The sequence below is a fragment of the Photobacterium sagamiensis genome, from assembly GCF_050337085.1.
GTDB classification, from domain to species: domain Bacteria; phylum Pseudomonadota; class Gammaproteobacteria; order Enterobacterales; family Vibrionaceae; genus Photobacterium; species Photobacterium sagamiensis.
Map to the genome: position 1 here is coordinate 31,409 of NZ_JAKJSP010000052.1, position 19,205 is coordinate 50,613.

Here is a 19,205-nt window from a genome sequence, read left to right on the forward strand (position 1 = left end):
CGGCCACTTATCACTATGAAAAGCGGCCATTAGATTATACGTTGCTTATTTTACTGCAGAAATAACCTTAGCAGACAGGTCATCTTTCGGGTTTGCGTAAAGAACAGCTTGCGCGTCAACAACCAGATCGTAGCCTTCTTTCTTTGCTACCGCTTGGATTGCCTGACGAATTTTCATAACCAGTTTCTGCTCTTCTTCCTGACCACGACGACGCTGATCTTCCTGAAGTGCTTTCGCTTTCAGTTTGTAGTTTGAATCTAAAGAGGCTAATTCACGCTGGATCTTAGTACGATCACTCGCACTCATTAGTTCGCCGTCACGCTTCATTTTTTCAACTTTCGTCTTCATGCGCCCTTCCAGACCACGAAGCTCATCAATGCGATCTTTAAACTCTTTACGGAGCTTCTCTGGCACATTGTAGCGCTTAGCAAGCTGAGCCATCGCCTGACCCGTTGCAACATAACCCACTTTCTGGGCTGCTTCTGCTGCATGAGCATACATGGATGATGAAAGAATAACCAGGCTAAGACTTGCCGCTTTAATCCACTGTTTCAAAAGGCTTCTCCTTAAAGATTAGAATGTTCGTCCAATAGTGAATGTGAAGAACTCTTCGTCATCACCGTCGTATTTCTTGAGCGGACGAGCAATCGAGAATACGAGTGGTCCCATTGGTGACATCCACTGCAGTGCTGCACCATATGACGCACGAATTAATGATGGATCAGAGTAGTCATGCAAAAAAGAGCCATCATTGTCTTTTAAATCATACTCGGTATCCCAGACTGTACCGGCATCAACAAACACACTGGTCCGGATCTGGTTACGCACTTCGTCTGAGGCAAAGGGGGTCGGTACAATCAGCTCAACACTGGCTAACGCAACCGCGTTACCACCGGCCGCATCATCCGTACCCGTCGCACAATTATTGTTGCCACCAATCGAACTGCCTGTACTACAGCCTTCGACATAAACGGCTTTTGGCCCCACCGTATTGGATCGGAAACCGCGCATGGTACTGAAACCACCCGCGTAGAAGTTCTCATAAAATGGTAGCAGATGATCACTTCCGTTATCAGTGCTGCCGTAGCCGTTACCGTAACCTAAGCGACCACGTAATAACAGGCTGAAATCATGCCCTTCATTTAATGCAAAGTACTGGCGTACATCATACTGAGTCTTGAAATACTGCGCATCAGATCCCGGAACGGTCATTCGGAACGACGCCCGCTGATGGTTACCCGCCGTTGGGAAATAACCCCGGTTGAGGTTATTACGCGTCCAGGAGACTGACCAGTCGAAATCATCCAGTTCGATAATGTTCTCACCACGGTCGAAGCCATGGATCTTCTTAAACTTCTCAATCTGGTAGTATTCTTGGGTGTTCGAGATCTTGTTGTGATCATAACCCAGGCCAAATTCGAAGAAGTTCAGCTCATCAAACGGGAAGCCCCAGGTCAGGCTGGTACCATAACTCTGGTTGGTATAGTCCGAAATGTTGGCATCAGAGGCTTCAAACTCGTTGTAGTAAATTTTACCGCCTAAGCTAACCCCATCGAGGGTGAAGTACGGGTCGCGATATTCCAGGCTAACGTTTTTCTGGTAATCGTTCATCATGGCATTAATGCCAAAACGATTACCGGTACCTAAGAAGTTATCCTGCTGAATACCGGCCTGGAAGCTGATCCCCGATTCCGTACCGAAACCAACACCGAAGTTAATACTACCGGCATTCGATTCTTTCACGACGTATTTAACATCAACCTGATCTTCAGAGCCCGGCACACGCACTGTTTGTACGTCGACGGTTTCGAAAAAACCGGTTCGGTTCAGGCGATCTTTACCACGCTCGACCGATTTAGAGTTCAGCCAGCTACCTTCCATCTGACGCATTTCACGACGTAATACTTCATCTTTGGTCGATGTGTTACCAGAGAACTGGATATTACGCACGTAGATACGTTTACCCGGTTCAACGTTCACCAGCAGTGAAACTTCTTTGTTCTCGTCATCAAAGTCAGGGATCGTGGTCACTTGCGGGTAGGCATAACCAGATTCACCCAGTTTGCGCTTCACCGTTTCTTCCAGTGTTGTTACCTGAGCGCCGTTATAAATATCATTAGACTTAAACGTCACCAGCTTGTCGAATTCACTGTCACGATCAACCAGTTCGCCTCGGAATTTCACACCTTTTACACGATACTGCTCACCTTCATTGATTTTGAGGGTGATATAAACACCTTTCTTGTCCGGTGAAATAGCAACCTGAGTCGATTCTAATTTATATTTCAGATACCCGTTATTCAGATATTGCGAACGAAGTGCTTCCAAGTCACCTGCCAATACCTGCTTTTGGTATTTTTCATCCGCGAGGAAATTCCACCACGGCACTTCTGCCTGAAGGTTGAATTTGTCTTTCAGCTCGTCATCGCTAAAGACTTCATTACCAATAACATTAATTTGCTGGATCTTGGCCGAGACGCCTTCGGTAAACACAAACTTCAAGTCTGCACGGTTACGAGGCAGTGGAGTGACAACTGCTTTTACGCTGGCGTTGTATTTACCAACGCTATAATAGAAATCTTCTAAGCCTTTCTCTATCTTACTTAGCGTCGTCCGATCGAGCGCTTCACCCATCCGAAGATTAGACGCGTCTAAGTTTTCAGTGAGTTGCTCGTCCTTAATTGCTTTGTTACCAGAAAATGTAATATTGGCAATAGTCGGACGCTCTAATACGTTAATTAAAATCGCATTTCCATCACGAAAGACTTTGATATCTTCAAAATTGCCGGAAGCAAAAAGAGCCTGAATAATTTCTGCCACATCCCGATCATCAACGCTATCACCTACACGGACTGGCATTTTTAACAATGCAGCACCTAATGTGACACGCTGAAGGCCTTCAAAGCGAATATCATCAACTACAAATTGTTCCGCGCTCTGCGCAACACTGCTACCAAGCAAAAGTGATGCGGCCAACAGATTTTTTATCGCCATTACTGTTCTAATTATTCCTTGCTAAAAACGCATTTATTAAAGGCGGGTAAAATCATTGAATAGCGCAACGGCCATTAACGCAACCAAAATGGCTGATCCCACTCTATAGCCAATATCCTGAACTCGTTCAGAAACAGGACGACGAGTTATCGCTTCAATTGCAAAAAACAGCAAATGTCCACCGTCTAACACGGGAAGCGGTAACAAGTTAACTATGCCCAAATTGACACTTATCAGAGCCAAAAAGCCAAGGAAATAGACTATCCCGTAATCGGCTGTCATCCCTGCCCCTTTCGCAATCGATATTGGGCCACTTAAATTCTTAATTGCAATATCACCCGTCACCAACTTGCCAACCATATCAAAGGTTAAGGTGGTTAGTCGCCAGGTTTTCTCAACGGCTTTACTCACCGCTTCTAACGGGCCAAACTGCAAATTGATCCGATATGATTCAGGCCAGGCTTCCACCTTAGGTGCAAAACCTGCGTAACCAATCATATCCCCATTAGCCAGTTTTTTTACTGCCGGAGTAAGGGTTAGCGTAACACGCTCACCTTCACGCTCGACTTCAACCAGCATAGATTGATCCGGTTTTGAACGCACTGCCTCGACAACCTCTTCCCATTTCACAATAGGCGCATTATCGATGGCAACAATCTTATCATTTAACCTTAAACCTGCAGCAATTGCTGCTCCATCATCAACAAGTTGTGAGATAGAAAGGGTAATTGGCGGTGAATAGGGTGTGATCCCTAAGGTTGTCAGTATCCGCTCACTTTCAGGGTCAAAAGACCATCCCGTCAGGTCTAAAGTGCGCTGAACTTCATACTCTGCATCGGGTTCAGTGACCGTGATAACCATTTCTTTATCACCAATATGAGAAATCATTGCCATATTAGCAGATTCCCAATCAGCGGTTTTGATTCCTGAAATGGATTTAAGTTCCATTCCTGTGCGAATTCCTGCTTCTGCTGCAATCGACTGCGGGGCAACCTCACCGATCACCGGGCGCACGGCGGGCACCCCAATCAGGTAGACAACCCAATAAGCAACAATGGCAAAAAGAAAGTTCGCAATCGGCCCTGCAGCGACAATAGCACTACGCTGCCACAAAGTTTTATTATTGAATGCTAAGTGTTTTCTGTCATCTGGCACCTCATCAACACGCCCATCAAGCATCTTGACATACCCCCCTAACGGGATCATGGCCAGGGTATATTCCGTACCGTCTTTACCCACTTTACTCCACAGAGATTTGCCAAAACCGATAGAGAAGCGCTCGATGTAAACACCGCATCGACGGGCTACCCAGAAGTGACCGAACTCGTGAGCGGCAATCAAAATGCCTAATGCAAGGAGAAATGCACCAAAGTTCCATAAAAATCCCATCATACTGATACCTTCTGAATCACTTTCTGAGCCAACATTCGGGCCATCTTATCCAGCTCAATCACGCTTTCCAAGTCCGCGGGTACTGTCATTTGAGCTGACTCGAGAACATGCGCATTAATATGGGCGATATCGGTAAAAGTAATCTGCTTATTCAAAAATGCAGCTACCGCGACTTCATTAGCTGCATTCAGAGCTGTTGTTGCCGCCTGACCTTCGTAGCAGGCATCTATCGCCAGCTTCAGACATGGGTATCGGGAATAATCCGGTTGCAGGAAGGTAAACTCACCGACCTTGCTAAAATCCAGTGGGGCGACACCCGCATCTACTCTTTCAGGATAGGACATTGCACAAGCGATCGGGGTTTGCATATCCGGCAAGCCCATCTGTGCCAGTACTGAGCCATCTTTATACTGCACCATCGAATGAATAACAGATTGCGGATGAATGATCACTTGCAGTTGCTCACGGGACGCATTGAACAGCCAGCGAGCTTCAATGTACTCCAGCCCTTTGTTCATCATGGTGGCGGAATCAACAGAGATTTTTGGTCCCATGGACCAATTAGGATGGGCTATTGCCATCTCTGGTGTCACCGCTGATAATTCTGACACCTCAGTATAGCGGAAAGGCCCGCCGGAGCCGGTTAATATAATTTTACTGATACCGTGCTTGTCGAGATCGCAACGGCCCATTGCTTGCTGTATTTCAGCCGGCAAACACTGGAAGATCGCATTGTGCTCGCTATCAACCGGTAACAACTCAGCGCCGGACTGCTCACAGGCATCAATGAACATCTGCCCCGACATCACCAGGGCTTCTTTATTCGCCAGCAAAATACGCTTGCCCGCCCTGACCCCCGACATGGTTGGCAGCAAGCCCGCAGCACCGACAATTGCGGCCATGACGGTATCCACTTCATCAAGCGCGGCGACCTGACACAGGCCATCTTCACCAGCGAAGACCTCAGTATCTATGCCATGCTGCTTAAGTAATTCTGACAATTCTGCTGCCGCTTGCGGCGACGCCATCGCGGCATATTTTGGCTTCCAGGTACAGCATAACTCAAACATTTTCTGGCTATTTGAACCTGCAGCCAAAGCAACGACATTAAACAAATGTGGGTTTTGTGCTGCGACGGCCAGCGTACTGCTTCCGATTGAACCCGTAGCACCAAGAATCGTTAACTTACGCATAAAATCACTTAATTCAGCTATGAAGGGCAGCCTGAGAACCGCTGCCCACTATATGACATTGCTTATAGTAACCAAAGATACAATAAAGCAAAAACAGGAAGGGCTGCTGTCAGGCTGTCGATACGATCAAGAATGCCGCCATGACCAGGCAAGATATTACCACTATCTTTGATACCTGAGGCACGCTTAAACATACTCTCGACCAGATCGCCTAAAACAGAAGCGATAACAGTAATAATGGCAATAACAAACAGTCCACCCAGGCTGGTAAACGGAATATCCATCATTGCAGCCCCACCCCATGTTACTAGCAGAGCCAATGCAGCACCGCCGATTAAACCTTCAATGGTTTTATTCGGGCTAACCGCGGGGGCCATTTTATGTTTACCAAAACGCTTACCTGAGAAGTATGCACCAGAATCTGCAGACCAAACCAGAAAACAAACTAACAACACTAATTTTGCGCCATGGTATGGATTTTCGACATAGTTAACGGCGCGGAGCATCAAGATACCCCAGAAGAATGGGATTAAGGTAAGCAAGCCAAAAAGGTATTTTAAAGAAGGGGCTTTGATCCAAAGTTTGGCACTCGACGGGTAAGTTATTGCTAAGGTAGATGCAATTAGCCACCAAATACCACCAACAAGTAACATTATATGGTGTGATTCGGCTAATGCTGATAGTGCCGTAACGTCAGACGGTATCGCCACTAAGGTCAAGCATAGTGTAATCGCAGGCACCACCATGGCAGCCATACGCGATTTAGCGTCAACAAATTGTGTCCATTCCCAAAAACCGATCATGGTAATCGCCGCTAAAGCAATTACAAAGGCAGAGAAAGGTAGTAGAAAAATCCCTGCAATCACTAACGGCGCGAGGATTAAGGCGGTAATAATACGTTGCTTTAGCAAGCTGCGTCCTCTCGTTTTATCATTTGTTTTATCACTATTTCAGCCTACTTGTAGCTGTTCAATGTGCAGCTATCTTAATCAATGCGCTTTATGATAAAAAACGCATTTTGCTGAATAATGGTTATTCTTGTAATAAAGCTTGAATCTGTTCACCCGTGCAGCCAAAACGGCGCTCACGGTTCACGAACCATGCTATGGCATTGGCAAAGCTTTCTTCATCGAAATCCGGCCAGAGCTGCTCTGTAAAATACAACTCAGCATAAGCCGCTTGCCATAACATAAAGTTACTAATGCGACATTCGCCACTGGTACGGATCATGAGATCGACATCTGGCTGATCGGCAGTCGACATTCCGGCGGCTATCATATCTTCCGTGATCTCTTCAACCGTCAGGTTTTGATCGGCAACTTGCTGAGCCAACCGTTTAGTCGCTTGCAAGATATCCCACTGACCGCCATAGTTAGCGGCAATATTCAATACCAACCCGGTATTGCTTGCCGTTAAGACTTCTGCCGCTGTTATCTTGTCTTGCAGGCGGCGGCTGAATCGACTTTTATCACCGATGACGCGTAACTGAATGTTGTTCTTGTGCAAGCGTTTAACTTCACGACCTAATACTGTCATGAATAGCTGCATTAACAGTGACACTTCGTCTTCCGGTCGACGCCAATTCTCACTACTAAAAGCGAATAAAGTCAGCACCTTGACACCAAGTCGGTTAGCCGTGGAGACGGTTTTACGTACTGCTTCAACACCAGCCTTATGGCCAAACACTCGAGTCTTGCCCTTCGCTTTTGCCCACCGACCATTGCCGTCCATAATCACGGCTACGTGCTTCGGTAAACAGTCCACAGAAAGTGCAGTTTCGATTGTATGCTCTGCCATACATTTCCCTCAAAAAAAAAGCGCCGTACTGCACGCACAGCGCTTTAAGTCTCATAAAGCTAATCTTTGATGCCGCTAGGACTTACGTCAAGCGTCTTAAACTTCCATCAGCTCTTTTTCTTTCGCTTCAAGCACAGCGTCAATATTCTTAACGGCTACGTCTGTCAGCTTCTGAATTTCATCTTGAGAGCGACGATCATCATCTTCAGAGATTTCTTTGTCTTTAAGCAGCGCTTTAATGTCAGCATTCGCATCACGACGGATATTACGAATCGCAACACGTGCCTGCTCGGCTTCCTTACGTACGATCTTAACCAGATCACGACGACGCTCTTCTGTCAGCGGAGGAAGAGGAACACGAATCGTCGTACCTGCTGACATTGGGTTCAGACCCAAGTCAGACATCATGATCGCTTTTTCAACTTTAGGCGCTAGCTCACGATCAAATACCGTGATTGATAACGTACGTGAATCTTCAGCAACAACGTTTGCCAGTTGCTTAAGCGGTGTATTAGCACCGTAGTATTCTACGTAAATAGTATCCAGCAAGCTTGGGTGTGCACGACCAGTACGCACTTTAGCCAGTTGATTTTTTAGCGCATCAACGCTCTTTTGCATGCGCACTTGCGCATCTTGTTGAATTTCGTTAATCACAATTAGTTCCCTTGATTATTCGGTCAAAGTAGAGGCAAAGCCGCCCCATCCTGAATTAGTCGTTCGAAATCTTAGTCGTTAGAAACCTAGCTATTTGAAATCAAAGTGCCTTCTTGCTCACCCATCACCACACGGCGAAGCGCACCTGGCTTATTCATGTTAAACACACGAATTGGCATGCCATGGTCACGAGCAAGTGTAAACGCAGCTAAGTCCATCACTTTTAGTTCTTTTTCAAGAACATCTTTATAGCCAAGCTTATCACAAAGAACAGCATCTGGGTTTTTAACTGGATCATCAGTATATACGCCATCAACTTTCGTTGCTTTCAATACTACTTCTGCTTCGATTTCAATACCGCGAAGACATGCAGCTGAGTCGGTAGTAAAGAAAGGGTTACCGGTACCGGCAGCGAAAATCACTACACGGCCCTGACGCAGCTGGCTGATAGCTTCTGCCCAGTTATAGCTGTCGCACACACCGTTTAATGGAATTGCAGACATCACTCGAGCGTTCACATAGGCACGATGCAATGCATCACGCATTGCCAAACCATTCATTACCGTGGCTAGCATACCCATGTGGTCGCCCACAACTCGGTTCATACCCGCTTCAGCAAGACCCGCACCACGGAACAAGTTACCACCACCAATAACAAGGCCTACCTGCACGCCTAATTCAACGAGTTCCTTGATTTCCTGAGCCATACGGTCAAGAACTTGTGCGTCAATGCCAAAACCTTCGTTGCCCTGTAGTGCTTCACCACTAAGTTTGAGCAAAATGCGTTGATAAGTCGGTTTAGGGTTTGTGGTCATGCGTATTACCTTCCAGGCTTAACTAAAGAGATATGGAGTTGTAAAAAGACCGCAGCCTAGGCTACGGTCTTTGAAGTTCTTGTGCGAAGGATTAACCCTTCTGAACAGCTGCTACTTCTTCTGCGAAGCTCATTTCTTTCGCTTTCTCGATACCTTCGCCAACTTCGAAACGGATGAAGTTAGTTACTGTAGCGCCTTTTTCTTTCAGCATTTGACCAACAGTTTGTGCTGGATCCATGATGAATGCCTGACCTGTCAGAGAAACTTCGCCGGTGAATTTCTTCATGCGGCCAACAACCATTTTCTCTGCGATTTCAGCTGGCTTGCCAGATTGGATAGCGATATCGATCTGGATTTGCTTTTCTTTAGCAACAACGTCAGCTGGTACATCTTCAGGAGTTACGAACTCAGGCTTAGATGCCGCAATGTGCATTGCAACTTGCTTGATTGTTTCTGCATCTGCATCAGAAGCAACAACAACAGCGATACGGTTACCGTGACGGTAAGAACCGACTTTAGCGCCTTCGATGAACTCAACACGACGAACGCTGATGTTCTCACCGATTTTAGCAACTAGCGTTGCACGCTCTGCTTCGAATTTTGCTTGTACAGCAGCAGTGTCTAGCTTTTCAGCTAGTGCAGCGTCTAGAACAGTATTAGCGAATGCCAGGAAGTTAGCATCTTTAGCTACGAAATCAGTCTCACAGTTAACTTCAAGAATTGCAGCAACGCCGCCTTCTTCTTTAACCAGGATTGTACCTTCAGCAGCAACACGGCCCGCTTTTTTAGCAGCCTTTGCAGCACCGCTCTTACGCATGTTCTCAATCGCTAGCTCGATGTCAGCGTTAGCTTCGACAAGCGCTTTTTTACAATCCATCATGCCTGCGCCAGTACGTTCGCGCAGTTCTTTAACTAGGGCAGCTGTAACTGTTGCCATTGTTATATCCTCAGTTTTAATACTCGGTATAAAAATCAGGGGCCTGTTAGCGGCCCCTGTTAACCATACTTAGTTTACACAAGGTAACTTAAGATGCTCAAAGGAGCAGGCTATTACTCAGCTTCGACGAAACCGTCTTGCTCAGCTTGCACAACGATATCTTGGTTGCGAGCTTCAGTAACAGTTTGTGCTACAGCACCAGTGTAAAGCTGGACAGCACGGATTGCATCATCGTTACCAGGGATAACGAAATCAACGCCGTCTGGGTTAGAGTTAGTATCTACAACTGCAAATACTGGGATACCCAGGTTGTTAGCTTCTTTAACTGCGATGTGTTCGTGATCAGCATCGATTACAAACATTGCATCTGGCAGGCCAGCCATGTTCTTGATACCACCAAGAGACTTCTCAAGCTTTTCCATTTCACGAGTACGCATTAGCGCTTCTTTCTTGGTTAGCTTGTCGAAAGTACCGTCAGAAGACTGTGCTTCTAGATCTTTCAGACGCTTGATTGACTGGCGAACAGTTTTCCAGTTAGTCAGCATACCACCCAACCAACGGTTGTTTACGTAGTACTGGTCACAGTTGATCGCTGCTTCTTTGATTGATTCGCTGGCTGCACGCTTAGTACCAACGAAAAGGACTTTACCTTTACGAGCAGAAATCTTGTTGATTTCAGCTAGTGCGTCGTTGAACATTGGTACAGTTTTCTCAAGGTTGATGATATGTACCTTGTTACGAGCGCCGAAGATGAATGGCTTCATCTTTGGGTTCCAGTAACGAGTTTGGTGACCGAAGTGTACACCAGCCTTAAGCATGTCGCGCATTGATACAGTTGCCATTGAATAATTCCTCTATGGGGTTAGGCGTCCACATATCCCATCCTACCGACCCTTATCACCCGTTCGAAACAACTCGCCGTCTCATCTAGAGAACAGCCGCATAACGAAAGAATGACGGGCACCCCGGAGCATGTGCCGATATGTGTGAGTGATTAATAAAAGTAAGTATAATTTAACTAACAGAGTCGAAACTGAATTAGCTAATTACGGCGCGCTTTATACCATATTTCGCCACCAAAAATCCAGCCTAAATATAATCGAAGCCACTAAACTTGGTTTCCATCCTAAGCCCTCACTGTTAACATATACGCAATAGTAAACCGTCATTCATAGAGAAGATTAAATGAGCATCAAGATCAAAACGGCTGAAGAAATTGAAAAAATGCGCGTTGCAGGCCGTTTGGCCGCTGATGTACTGGAAATGATCGAACCGCACGTCAAGGCGGGAGTCACGACAGAAGAACTGGATCGTATTTGTCACGATTACATCACCAAAGAGCAAGGTGCCATTCCTGCTCCGCTGAACTATCACGGTTTCCCTAAGTCGGTTTGTACTTCAATTAACCACGTTGTTTGCCACGGTATTCCTAGCGACAACGATGAAGACGTGAATGGAAAGTACAGCAAACCCGCAATATTGAAAGACGGCGATATCATTAACATCGACATTACCGTGATCAAAGACGGTTACCACGGTGACACCTCTAAAATGTTTGAAATCGGTGAAGTATCACTGGAAGACAAACGCCTTTGCCGGGTGGCACAAGAGAGCCTGTATCTGGCCATCAAAAAAGTGAAGCCAGGTACCAAGCTGGGTGAAATCGGTACTGCCATTCAAAAGTTCATCAAAAGTGGCAATAGCCGTTTTTCTATCGTCAAAGACTACTGCGGCCATGGTATTGGCAACGAATTCCACGAAGAGCCACAAGTTGTCCACTACAAGAACAACGATCGTACCGTACTGAAAGCAGGCATGTGTTTCACTATCGAACCCATGATCAATGCCGGTAAATTTGGCTGCGTATCAGACGAGAACGATGGCTGGACGGTCTACACCGTTGACGGTAAGAAATCTGCACAGTGGGAGCACACCCTGCTGGTCACAGAGACCGGTTGTGAAATTCTGACCTTACGTAAAGACGATACTCTGCCTCGCATTCTGTAAGACAGAGCACCGAATACGCAATCCCCTAAGAAAGCCGGCAAATTGCCGGCTTTTTATTTATTGTTATCCGGTTATAGTAAGAACAAGCATTATTACTCTATGGCATGGACTGCGATGACTGACACTTCTCCGGCTCCTCAGGCTTTTTTATCTGAACCCCTCACGCAAGACAACTTACGAACGGCACTCGAACAGTTTTCAGAACAACAAAAGCAACTGTTTCTCCAGCACTCCCCAATCACTGAGTTAGTGCATGCACGCTCGGCATTTATCGACCAGCTGCTGATCCGCCTGTGGCAACATTTCGGCTTTGATCAAAAAACCGATCTCGCCCTCGTGGCCGTTGGTGGTTACGGGCGAGGCGAACTGCACCCCTTGTCAGATGTTGACCTTTTAGTTCTCAGTGAACAGCCGCCGGATGAGGAAACGGGGAAAATCATCAGTGAGTTTCTGACCTTACTGTGGGATTTGCGACTGGAAATTGGCCATAGTGTCCGCACCGTTGATGACTGCGTTGAAGTCGGCCTGGCCGATCTTACCGTTGCAACCAACCTGACTGAAGCCCGGCTGCTTTGTGGCAGTGAAGAGTTGTTCCAGTGCCTGCAGGAACAAGTAAACTCCGGAAAATTCTGGCCCAGCGAAGACTTTTACCGCGCCAAGCTGGAAGAGCAAAAAGTGCGTCATGCCCGATACCATGACACCACCTATAACCTCGAACCCGATATTAAATCCAGCCCGGGCGGACTACGTGACATTCATACCTTAAGCTGGGTCGCACGGCGCCATTTTGGTGCCACCAGCCTGTTGGAGATGAGTCGATTCGGCTTTCTGACTGATGCTGAATACCGTGAGCTGGTAGAGTGCCAGGACTCCCTGTGGCGGATCCGCTTTGCTCTGCATATCGAATTGCGCCGCTATGACAATCGCCTCACCTTTGCACATCAGACGTCAGTGGCCGAAAACCTGGGATACACCGGCGAAGGTAACCGCGGTGTCGAAATGATGATGAAAGAGTTCTACCGCACTTTGCGCCGGGTATCAGAACTGAACAAGATGCTGCTGCAGCTGTTTGATCAGGCAATTCTCGACAGCGGTAAAACCACCGATACGATCAGACTGGATGATGATTTTCAGCTTCGCGGCCATTTAATCGAGGCAACCAAACCGGCTCTCTTTCAGGCTCGTCCAGAAACCATTCTTGATATGTTCATGCATGTTGCACAGAACTCTGAAATTGAAGGTATTGCAGCACCAACTTTGCGCCAGTTACGCACTGCTCGCCGACGATTAAATCGCTTTCTGGTTGAGATCCCTGCTGCCAGAGAAAAATTTATGGAACTGGTCCGCCAGCCTAATGCATTGCAGAAAGCCTTCCGGCTGATGCATCGTCATGGTGTTTTAGCCACCTACCTGCCGCAGTGGAGCCAGATCGTCGGACAAATGCAGTTTGATCTATTCCACGTCTATACCGTCGACGAACACAGTGTTCGCCTGCTCAATAACCTCAATAAGTTCAATGATCCGGAAAACCGGCAACTCCATCCAATCTGCTGTGAAGTCTATCCGCGGATCATAAAAAAAGAGATTCTGATCTTAGCGGCAATTTTCCATGATATAGCCAAAGGTCGCGGTGGTGATCATTCTGAGTTAGGTGCCACAGAGGCGTATAATTTCTGCCTGCAGCATGGGCTTTCCCGCCCCGAGGCAAATCTGGTGGCATGGTTGGTCAAACGACATCTGCTAATGTCGGTCACCGCTCAGCGCCGGGACATCTATGATCCTGAAGTGGTGTCCGAGTTTGCCAAAGAAGTCCGTGACGAAGAACGATTGGATCACCTGATCTGCCTGACGGTGGCCGATATCTGCGCCACCAACCAGGATCTATGGAACAGTTGGAAACGCACCCTGCTTTCTGAGCTCTATTATGCTACTCAGAAAGCACTTCGCCGAGGGCTGGAAAATACCCCGGATGTTCGAGAGCGTATCCGCCATAATCAGCAGCTAGCCTCGGCAATATTACGTAGCAAGAACTTTACGCCCCGAGAAATTGAAGTGCTATGGCAACGCTTTAAAGCCGATTACTTTCTGCGTCACACTCACAAGCAGATCGCCTGGCATGCTGAAGCGATCCTGGACCATGACGACCATGACAAACCCCTGATCCTGATCAGCAAAAAGGCGACCCGGGGCGGTACCGAAGTCTTTGTTTACAGCAAAGACAAAGCCAAGTTATTTGCCATTGTGGTTTCTGAGCTGGATAAGAAGAACCTCAGTGTCCATGATGCACAGATCATGAATAGCAAAGACGGTTACGCCCTCGATACCTTTATGGTGTTAGATCCGACCGGGAAAGCCATTTGTAAAAACCGCCACCACTCGATACGTCGCGCCCTGATCAAAGCCCTGACGCACATGAAATCGGAGCGCAAAAACAAACGAGCTCCTCGTCAGCTACTGCACTTTAACGTAAAAACTAAGGTCGATTTCTTACCGACAAAAACCGGCAAGAAAACCACGATGGAATTGGTTGCGTTAGATATGCCTGGGTTACTGGCGAGGGTGGGATCTGTTTTTGCCAAGCAGAAAATCAGCCTGCAGGCCGCAAAAATCACCACTATTGGTGAGCGGGCCGAAGACTTCTTTATTCTGATCAATGAACAGGGCACTCAACTGACTGCCGAACAACAGCAGCAATTGAAAGAAGCGCTCATTGCCAGGCTTGATTCACACAATTAATACCGATTGGGATATAACTCCATCTTCTGAGCATCAGATCCCTGATGCTCAGGGATGCGCGATCTTGCCCACAATCTCACCACCCACATCAAGAAGTTATAACTGGTTCTTGCTACAGTGGCTGTTATAACTATTTCATTATAACCATTCCATCAGTACAGCCACTCCATCAATGGCAAACCAGAACAATTGAATGAGGCCTCTATGTACCCACACCTCACCAGTATCGGTATCGAATATCCAGAAAGTATTGAGCGTTACAGCCTGCGGCAGGAAACAGCAAATGATATTTTAAAAATCTATTTTGCTAAGCATAAAGGGGAACTGTTTGCCAAAAGCGTGAAGTTTAAATTCCCGCGTCAGCGCAAATCTGTTGTCGTGAACAGTGGCAACCGCGAATACAAAGAAATTACCGAAATCAATCGCACGCTTACCCACATCATTGATGAGCTCGATCAAATCACCAAAAGAAAACCCAAAGATGTCGACATTAAAAAGAAAATTCTCAGCGACTTACGCCACTTAGAGCAGGTGGTCAGCCATAAGATTGCTGAAATAGAAGCAGATTTAGAAAAACTGAAATAATACCGATAGTCTGGGCATTCAGCGAAAATGAAAGAGTTCAGAGATAAGGATCTCGATGGGTATAAGTGCCAAGGCATTCCTGCTCTATAAAATCTGCAGGAATACCGACGTTATACCACTCGACCAGCTTTATTGGTTTGCAAGTAAGTCTGCAGGCCAATCAAACGCAGCCATAACACGTAACCATGTTTCATCAACATCAGCATAAATATCAAGCGCTTGCTCGGTGACAGGATGTTCAAACTGTAGCCGTGATGCATGCAGCATCAGACGATGGCATTCATAGTTTTCACGGAACATACGGTTATGACGGCCATCACCATGATTGACATCACCGATAATGTGGTGGCTTAAATGGTGCATATGGCGACGTAGCTGATGTTTGCGCCCCGTCTCAGGCTTCATTTCTACCAGACAATAGCGGCTTGTGGCATAACGCCCTACCGGAATGTCCGTTTCGACAGTAGCTAATGGTTGGTATGCCGTTACAGCCTCTTGGGCTTCTTGCTCTTCAACCGCATTTTTGTCTGCGATCTTATCCAGCTCTTTCTTTAGAGGGTAATCCAATACCGCGGCTTCTTTGATCCAACCGCGCACCACAGCATGATAGGTTTTATGGATATCTCGCCCGGCAAACTTCGGCATCATTAACGCTGCTATTTCACTGGATAGGCCAAACAGCAGCACCCCCGATGTAGGGCGATCCAATCGATGTAACGGAAAAACATGCTGACCCAGCTGATCTCGCAGTGTTTGCATCACAAAGACCGTTTCATGGCTATCTAACCAAGAACGGTGTACCAACATACCCGCAGGTTTATTGACCGCGACCAAATATTGGTCCTGATAAAGAATTTCTAATTCCATCGATTATTGAGCCTTAAACAGGTTATCTAATTCACGTGTGACACGAACAATGGTATCAACGCCCTTGTCATGCTTCATCACCTCTTCAACATAAGGTGACAGTTCAAAATGGGCAGGCAGAGGCAGTTGCATGGTAACGAGCTGAGTCATTTTAGGAATAAAGACCCATTGCAACCATTGGCTACAGGTCAGTGTATCTACCGCAAACGGTTCTGTACTCGCCAATGATGCCTGACTTGGTGCAACGCTTTCCCAAAGGCCAGCTTCATGCATGACAACCTCAAGCTTTTCTAACAACAACTGGCTATGACGATATTTATCCATGATCCTGCTCTTCAAGAAATGGGCGCGCAAGGATACCACCTCAACCCTCTACGCCCAACATGTTACCCGTTATCGCCCATCACTCAGGTAAAACCTGACAACGCGATTTACGCAATTGAATAGTCAGTTAATTGTGGTCTTTGATATACTCTCGATTCAGATTTAGGAGCGATAGCTATGTCCATGGATACATTTCATACCCTCACCCAGTTACTGGATAACGCCGGTTGTCAGTACAAGATTTTCGATCTTGGTCGCCGTGTTAGCGAAATTGATACCGAGCAATTTAAGGCCGTTGAAGAAAACCGCCAACCTTATCCATGGCCGCTGCAGCAACATGCTCACCTTTCCATCTCTTTTTGGCAGAACGGTAATCCACCTTGGATCTGGTTCTTGCGCCTGCCACTAGATGAGCGTGGTTTATTAAAACAAGCTGCGGTTGGTGATTTCATCAAGTATGTTATCGAAGCGATGGGTGCCACCCTTAATGCTGAGCCAACAGAAGAAGAACAGCAGAAACTAGCTACAAATCCATACACGTTTAAGCCGAATGACGACAAGATGGCGATTTTTCATGCCCAACTGCGTCAACAGCTTTCTCTGCCGGCAAGCCAGTATTACGAACATGCCCAGCACTTCTTAAGCGGCGCGCTAGGCTGGGACCAATGGCAAGGTGTCGGCCTACAGGGTTTGGCTGATGTTTGTGCCCGTATGAAGCAAGAAAATAACAGCACTTTGCTGCGAAAAGCGGTGAATAACCTGCCAATGACACCACTCTATGCATTACTCGGCTGCTTAGAGCATTGTGATATTCCAGATAATCTCAGTCAGCGTTTAAGTGAGCGATTACTAACAGAAACCGCATTGGCGGAGCCTGATCTCTTCTTAGTTGCAGCGCTAATTCGCTCTCTGGCGGGCAGTAACAGTGAAACACTGACAGAGCAATTAAATCGCCTGTTACAACGAGCTGAGCTTTGCCACCCAGAGGTATTAGTGGCAATCGCGGGACGTTGCTGGAATGGCCTTACGAATACTGACACTGCAAGCCTGTTCTTGCTTCGTTTAGCTGAAACCAAAGATCAAGCCTTGTTCAACCAGCTCTTTGCCGACCTTGTTATGTTGCCTTTACTGCGTGGCATCATGTTGCAAGTGCTTCATAGCCAAGCTAACCCGGCGTTAGTTGAAGCGATTACACAACTTCAGCAACATACTCGTGGTCAGTAACGACGACACATACGGCATCAGCCGCACTAAGGACAGTCTCTCTAAATAATGGATAACTTACTCGCAATACTCTTGGTCACTTTCGGCGCTTACCTGTTTTGGCAGCAGCGCCGACAAACTGAATTTGCTCAAAAATTCATTGAACAACGCTGCAAAAGTCTTGGCTTACAGTTACTCAGTATCGCCAGAGGCTCTCATAAGCTTAAAGACAAGAAAGGCAATTGGGGGTGGCGAACAGTGTATCTGTTTGAGTTCTCAGCCGATGGCCATGACGCGTATCAAGGTTATGTGGTGATGAAAGGCTTCCGACCGATGCACATTCATGTGCCACCACATCGAATGCCGGAAACTGAAGGGGTCTAGGGTCTAGGGTCTAGGGTCTAGGGTCTAGGGTCTAGGGTCTAGCAGCGAAGCGTACTGGGCTCTGGGCCAGAAACAAGAACGGGCGCGACTTTCGTCGCGCCCTAAGGTCTTACTTGCAGCAATCCCGCTACTATCGTGCTCCCTGCATCATTCCATTGAATCGCCGTAATCCTTCGGCGTATTCCTTAATTCTTCGTCCTGAAGTTGTCCTTTGGCCTAATCCCGACCCGTCAATACATCCAATATCGACTCTCTTCTCCGTCCTGGAGGTGTCCTTTACTTCGTCCTGAAGTGTTCCTTTATGCCTCTATCCTAGAGGTGTCCCTGACTTCATCCTGAAGTGGTCCATTTGYCTTCCTGACCAGTAAGTATCCTACTTACTATTAACCRATCCTTCGRTTGTTCCCTTCACAGTCCATGTTCGATACATCATCCTGATATACCGGCCTCATCCTGAGACTGCCATAATCCTTGGCTATTTCCTGTTCCGTTCCGGTCAGTTCCTTCCGACACCATTAAGATTACGCTCAATCGCAAAGAAAAGAACCCTTGATCGAGCAATCGCATCTGTAAGGAAAAGGTGTACATTAAAGAAGATCCAGCAAACTATATTTAATTCAACCACTTATGCCAATATCAGCGTGATCTGCCCGTGCATTTTTCCCGTATCTCCCACAGCTTTGTAAGAGATCTCTCACACGGAAGCGAGATAAAAGAGATTATGACGACCGGGCTATGGGCTATGGGCTATGGGCTATGGGCTATGGGCTATGGGGCTATAAGAAACTCAAGTGACAACKTTCTTGACGATAAAAATGGGAATATATTTGAAATAAATAGTCAGCATGAAAATTCCATGCATAACAGAAAGAAGTGTGATGGTAGGGGGAGTTTATTGTGCAAAAAAAGGCGGGCGCGACTTGCGTCGCGCCCTTAGGTCTTACTTGCAGCAATCCCGCTACGATGGTGCTCCCTGCATCATTCCATTGAATCGCTGCAATCCTTCAGCGTATTCCTTTTTCTTTTCTTCCTGAAAATATCCTTCGGCCTTCCTGACCCGTCGACACATCCTGTATCAACTCTCATCTCCGTCCTGGAGGTGTCCTTTACTTCGTCCTGAAGTATTCCTTTATGCCTCTATCCCAGAGGTGTCCCTGACTTCATCCTGAAGTGGTCCATTTGTCTTCCTGACCCGTCGACACATCCTGTATCAACTCTCATCTCCGTCCTGGAGGTGTCCTTTACTTCGTCCTGAAGTGTTCCTTTATGCCTCTATCCTAGAGGTGTCCCTGACTTCATCCTGAAGTGGTCCATTTG

The 19,205-nt window shown here is 46.9% G+C and carries 17 protein-coding genes; 5 read left to right on the top strand and 12 right to left on the bottom strand.

All coding sequences use genetic code 11. The features are described 5' to 3' along the window. Positions 1–45 precede the first annotated feature (45 nt). The 10 genes from L4D76_RS22025 to rpsB all read right to left on the bottom strand — a co-directional run bounded on the left by L4D76_RS22025 (position 46) and on the right by rpsB (position 10,624). Positions 46–555: an OmpH family outer membrane protein gene (locus L4D76_RS22025; protein WP_428443023.1), complete on the bottom strand. Its 510-nt coding sequence runs from the start codon at positions 553–555 to the stop codon at positions 46–48. 18 nt (positions 556–573) lie between these two features. Next, positions 574–2,994, bottom strand: coding sequence for an outer membrane protein assembly factor BamA (bamA, locus tag L4D76_RS22030; protein ID WP_428443024.1), 2,421 nt, complete (start codon positions 2,992–2,994; stop codon positions 574–576). A 36-nt stretch (positions 2,995–3,030) separates the two neighbouring features. After that, positions 3,031–4,386 (bottom strand): sigma E protease regulator RseP, encoded by a 1,356-nt coding sequence (gene rseP / locus L4D76_RS22035; RefSeq protein ID WP_428443025.1) that lies wholly within the window; start codon positions 4,384–4,386, stop codon positions 3,031–3,033. Next, positions 4,383–5,579 carry a 1-deoxy-D-xylulose-5-phosphate reductoisomerase gene (gene ispC, locus L4D76_RS22040; protein ID WP_428443026.1) on the bottom strand — a complete coding sequence of 399 codons (1,197 nt, stop codon included), beginning with the start codon at positions 5,577–5,579 and terminating at the stop codon, positions 4,383–4,385. Before ispC ends, rseP begins: the two co-directional genes overlap by 4 nt. A 62-nt stretch (positions 5,580–5,641) precedes the next feature. Continuing rightward, on the bottom strand, positions 5,642–6,490 hold the full coding sequence (locus tag L4D76_RS22045; protein WP_428443027.1) for a phosphatidate cytidylyltransferase: 849 nt from the start codon (positions 6,488–6,490) through the stop codon (positions 5,642–5,644). Between the two features lie 121 nt (positions 6,491–6,611). Continuing rightward, positions 6,612–7,376, bottom strand: coding sequence for an undecaprenyl pyrophosphate synthase (gene uppS / locus L4D76_RS22050; RefSeq protein ID WP_428443028.1), 765 nt, complete (start codon positions 7,374–7,376; stop codon positions 6,612–6,614). Between the two features lie 96 nt (positions 7,377–7,472). Continuing rightward, positions 7,473–8,030 carry a ribosome recycling factor gene (gene frr, locus L4D76_RS22055; RefSeq protein ID WP_428443029.1) on the bottom strand — a complete coding sequence of 186 codons (558 nt, stop codon included), beginning with the start codon at positions 8,028–8,030 and terminating at the stop codon, positions 7,473–7,475. Positions 8,031–8,116: 86 nt separating this feature from the next. Continuing rightward, a complete protein-coding gene (gene pyrH, locus L4D76_RS22060; RefSeq protein ID WP_428443030.1) occupies positions 8,117–8,845 on the bottom strand; it encodes a UMP kinase in 729 nt (242 codons plus the stop codon). A 91-nt stretch (positions 8,846–8,936) separates the two neighbouring features. Further along, the gene (gene tsf / locus L4D76_RS22065) at positions 8,937–9,782 is read right to left on the bottom strand and encodes a translation elongation factor Ts (protein ID WP_428443031.1); all 846 of its coding nucleotides are present in this window, start codon (positions 9,780–9,782) and stop codon (positions 8,937–8,939) included. A 113-nt stretch (positions 9,783–9,895) separates the two neighbouring features. Beyond that, positions 9,896–10,624 (bottom strand): 30S ribosomal protein S2, encoded by a 729-nt coding sequence (gene rpsB / locus L4D76_RS22070; RefSeq protein ID WP_428443032.1) that lies wholly within the window; start codon positions 10,622–10,624, stop codon positions 9,896–9,898. Between the two features lie 343 nt (positions 10,625–10,967). On the opposite strand from rpsB, the gene map reads away from it, so the two are divergent. From map to L4D76_RS22085, 3 genes are all read left to right on the top strand, one after another. Next, entirely contained in the window at positions 10,968–11,789 is an 822-nt protein-coding gene (gene map, locus L4D76_RS22075; RefSeq protein WP_428443033.1) for a type I methionyl aminopeptidase, read from the top strand. A 114-nt stretch (positions 11,790–11,903) separates the two neighbouring features. Then, the gene (gene glnD, locus L4D76_RS22080; RefSeq protein ID WP_428443034.1) at positions 11,904–14,525 is read left to right on the top strand and encodes a bifunctional uridylyltransferase/uridylyl-removing protein GlnD; all 2,622 of its coding nucleotides are present in this window, start codon (positions 11,904–11,906) and stop codon (positions 14,523–14,525) included. A 204-nt stretch (positions 14,526–14,729) separates the two neighbouring features. Next, complete coding sequence (locus L4D76_RS22085; protein ID WP_428443035.1) at positions 14,730–15,110, top strand: DUF3461 family protein; 381 nt, start codon at positions 14,730–14,732, stop codon at positions 15,108–15,110. Positions 15,111–15,239: 129 nt separating this feature from the next. Here L4D76_RS22085 and truC read toward each other — a convergent pair whose 3' ends face one another. Next, positions 15,240–15,977, bottom strand: a complete 738-nt coding sequence (gene truC / locus L4D76_RS22090) for a tRNA pseudouridine(65) synthase TruC (protein ID WP_428443036.1) — start codon at positions 15,975–15,977, stop codon at positions 15,240–15,242. 3 nt (positions 15,978–15,980) lie between these two features. Beyond that, positions 15,981–16,301, bottom strand: coding sequence for a YqcC family protein (locus L4D76_RS22095; RefSeq protein ID WP_428443037.1), 321 nt, complete (start codon positions 16,299–16,301; stop codon positions 15,981–15,983). A 183-nt stretch (positions 16,302–16,484) separates the two neighbouring features. On the opposite strand from L4D76_RS22095, the gene L4D76_RS22100 reads away from it, so the two are divergent. Further along, positions 16,485–17,525, top strand: a complete 1,041-nt coding sequence (locus tag L4D76_RS22100; protein ID WP_428443041.1) for a DUF3549 family protein — start codon at positions 16,485–16,487, stop codon at positions 17,523–17,525. A gap of 48 nt (positions 17,526–17,573) precedes the next feature. After that, complete coding sequence (locus L4D76_RS22105; RefSeq protein ID WP_428443038.1) at positions 17,574–17,888, top strand: DUF3301 domain-containing protein; 315 nt, start codon at positions 17,574–17,576, stop codon at positions 17,886–17,888. The last annotated feature ends 1,317 nt before the right edge of the window (positions 17,889–19,205 follow it).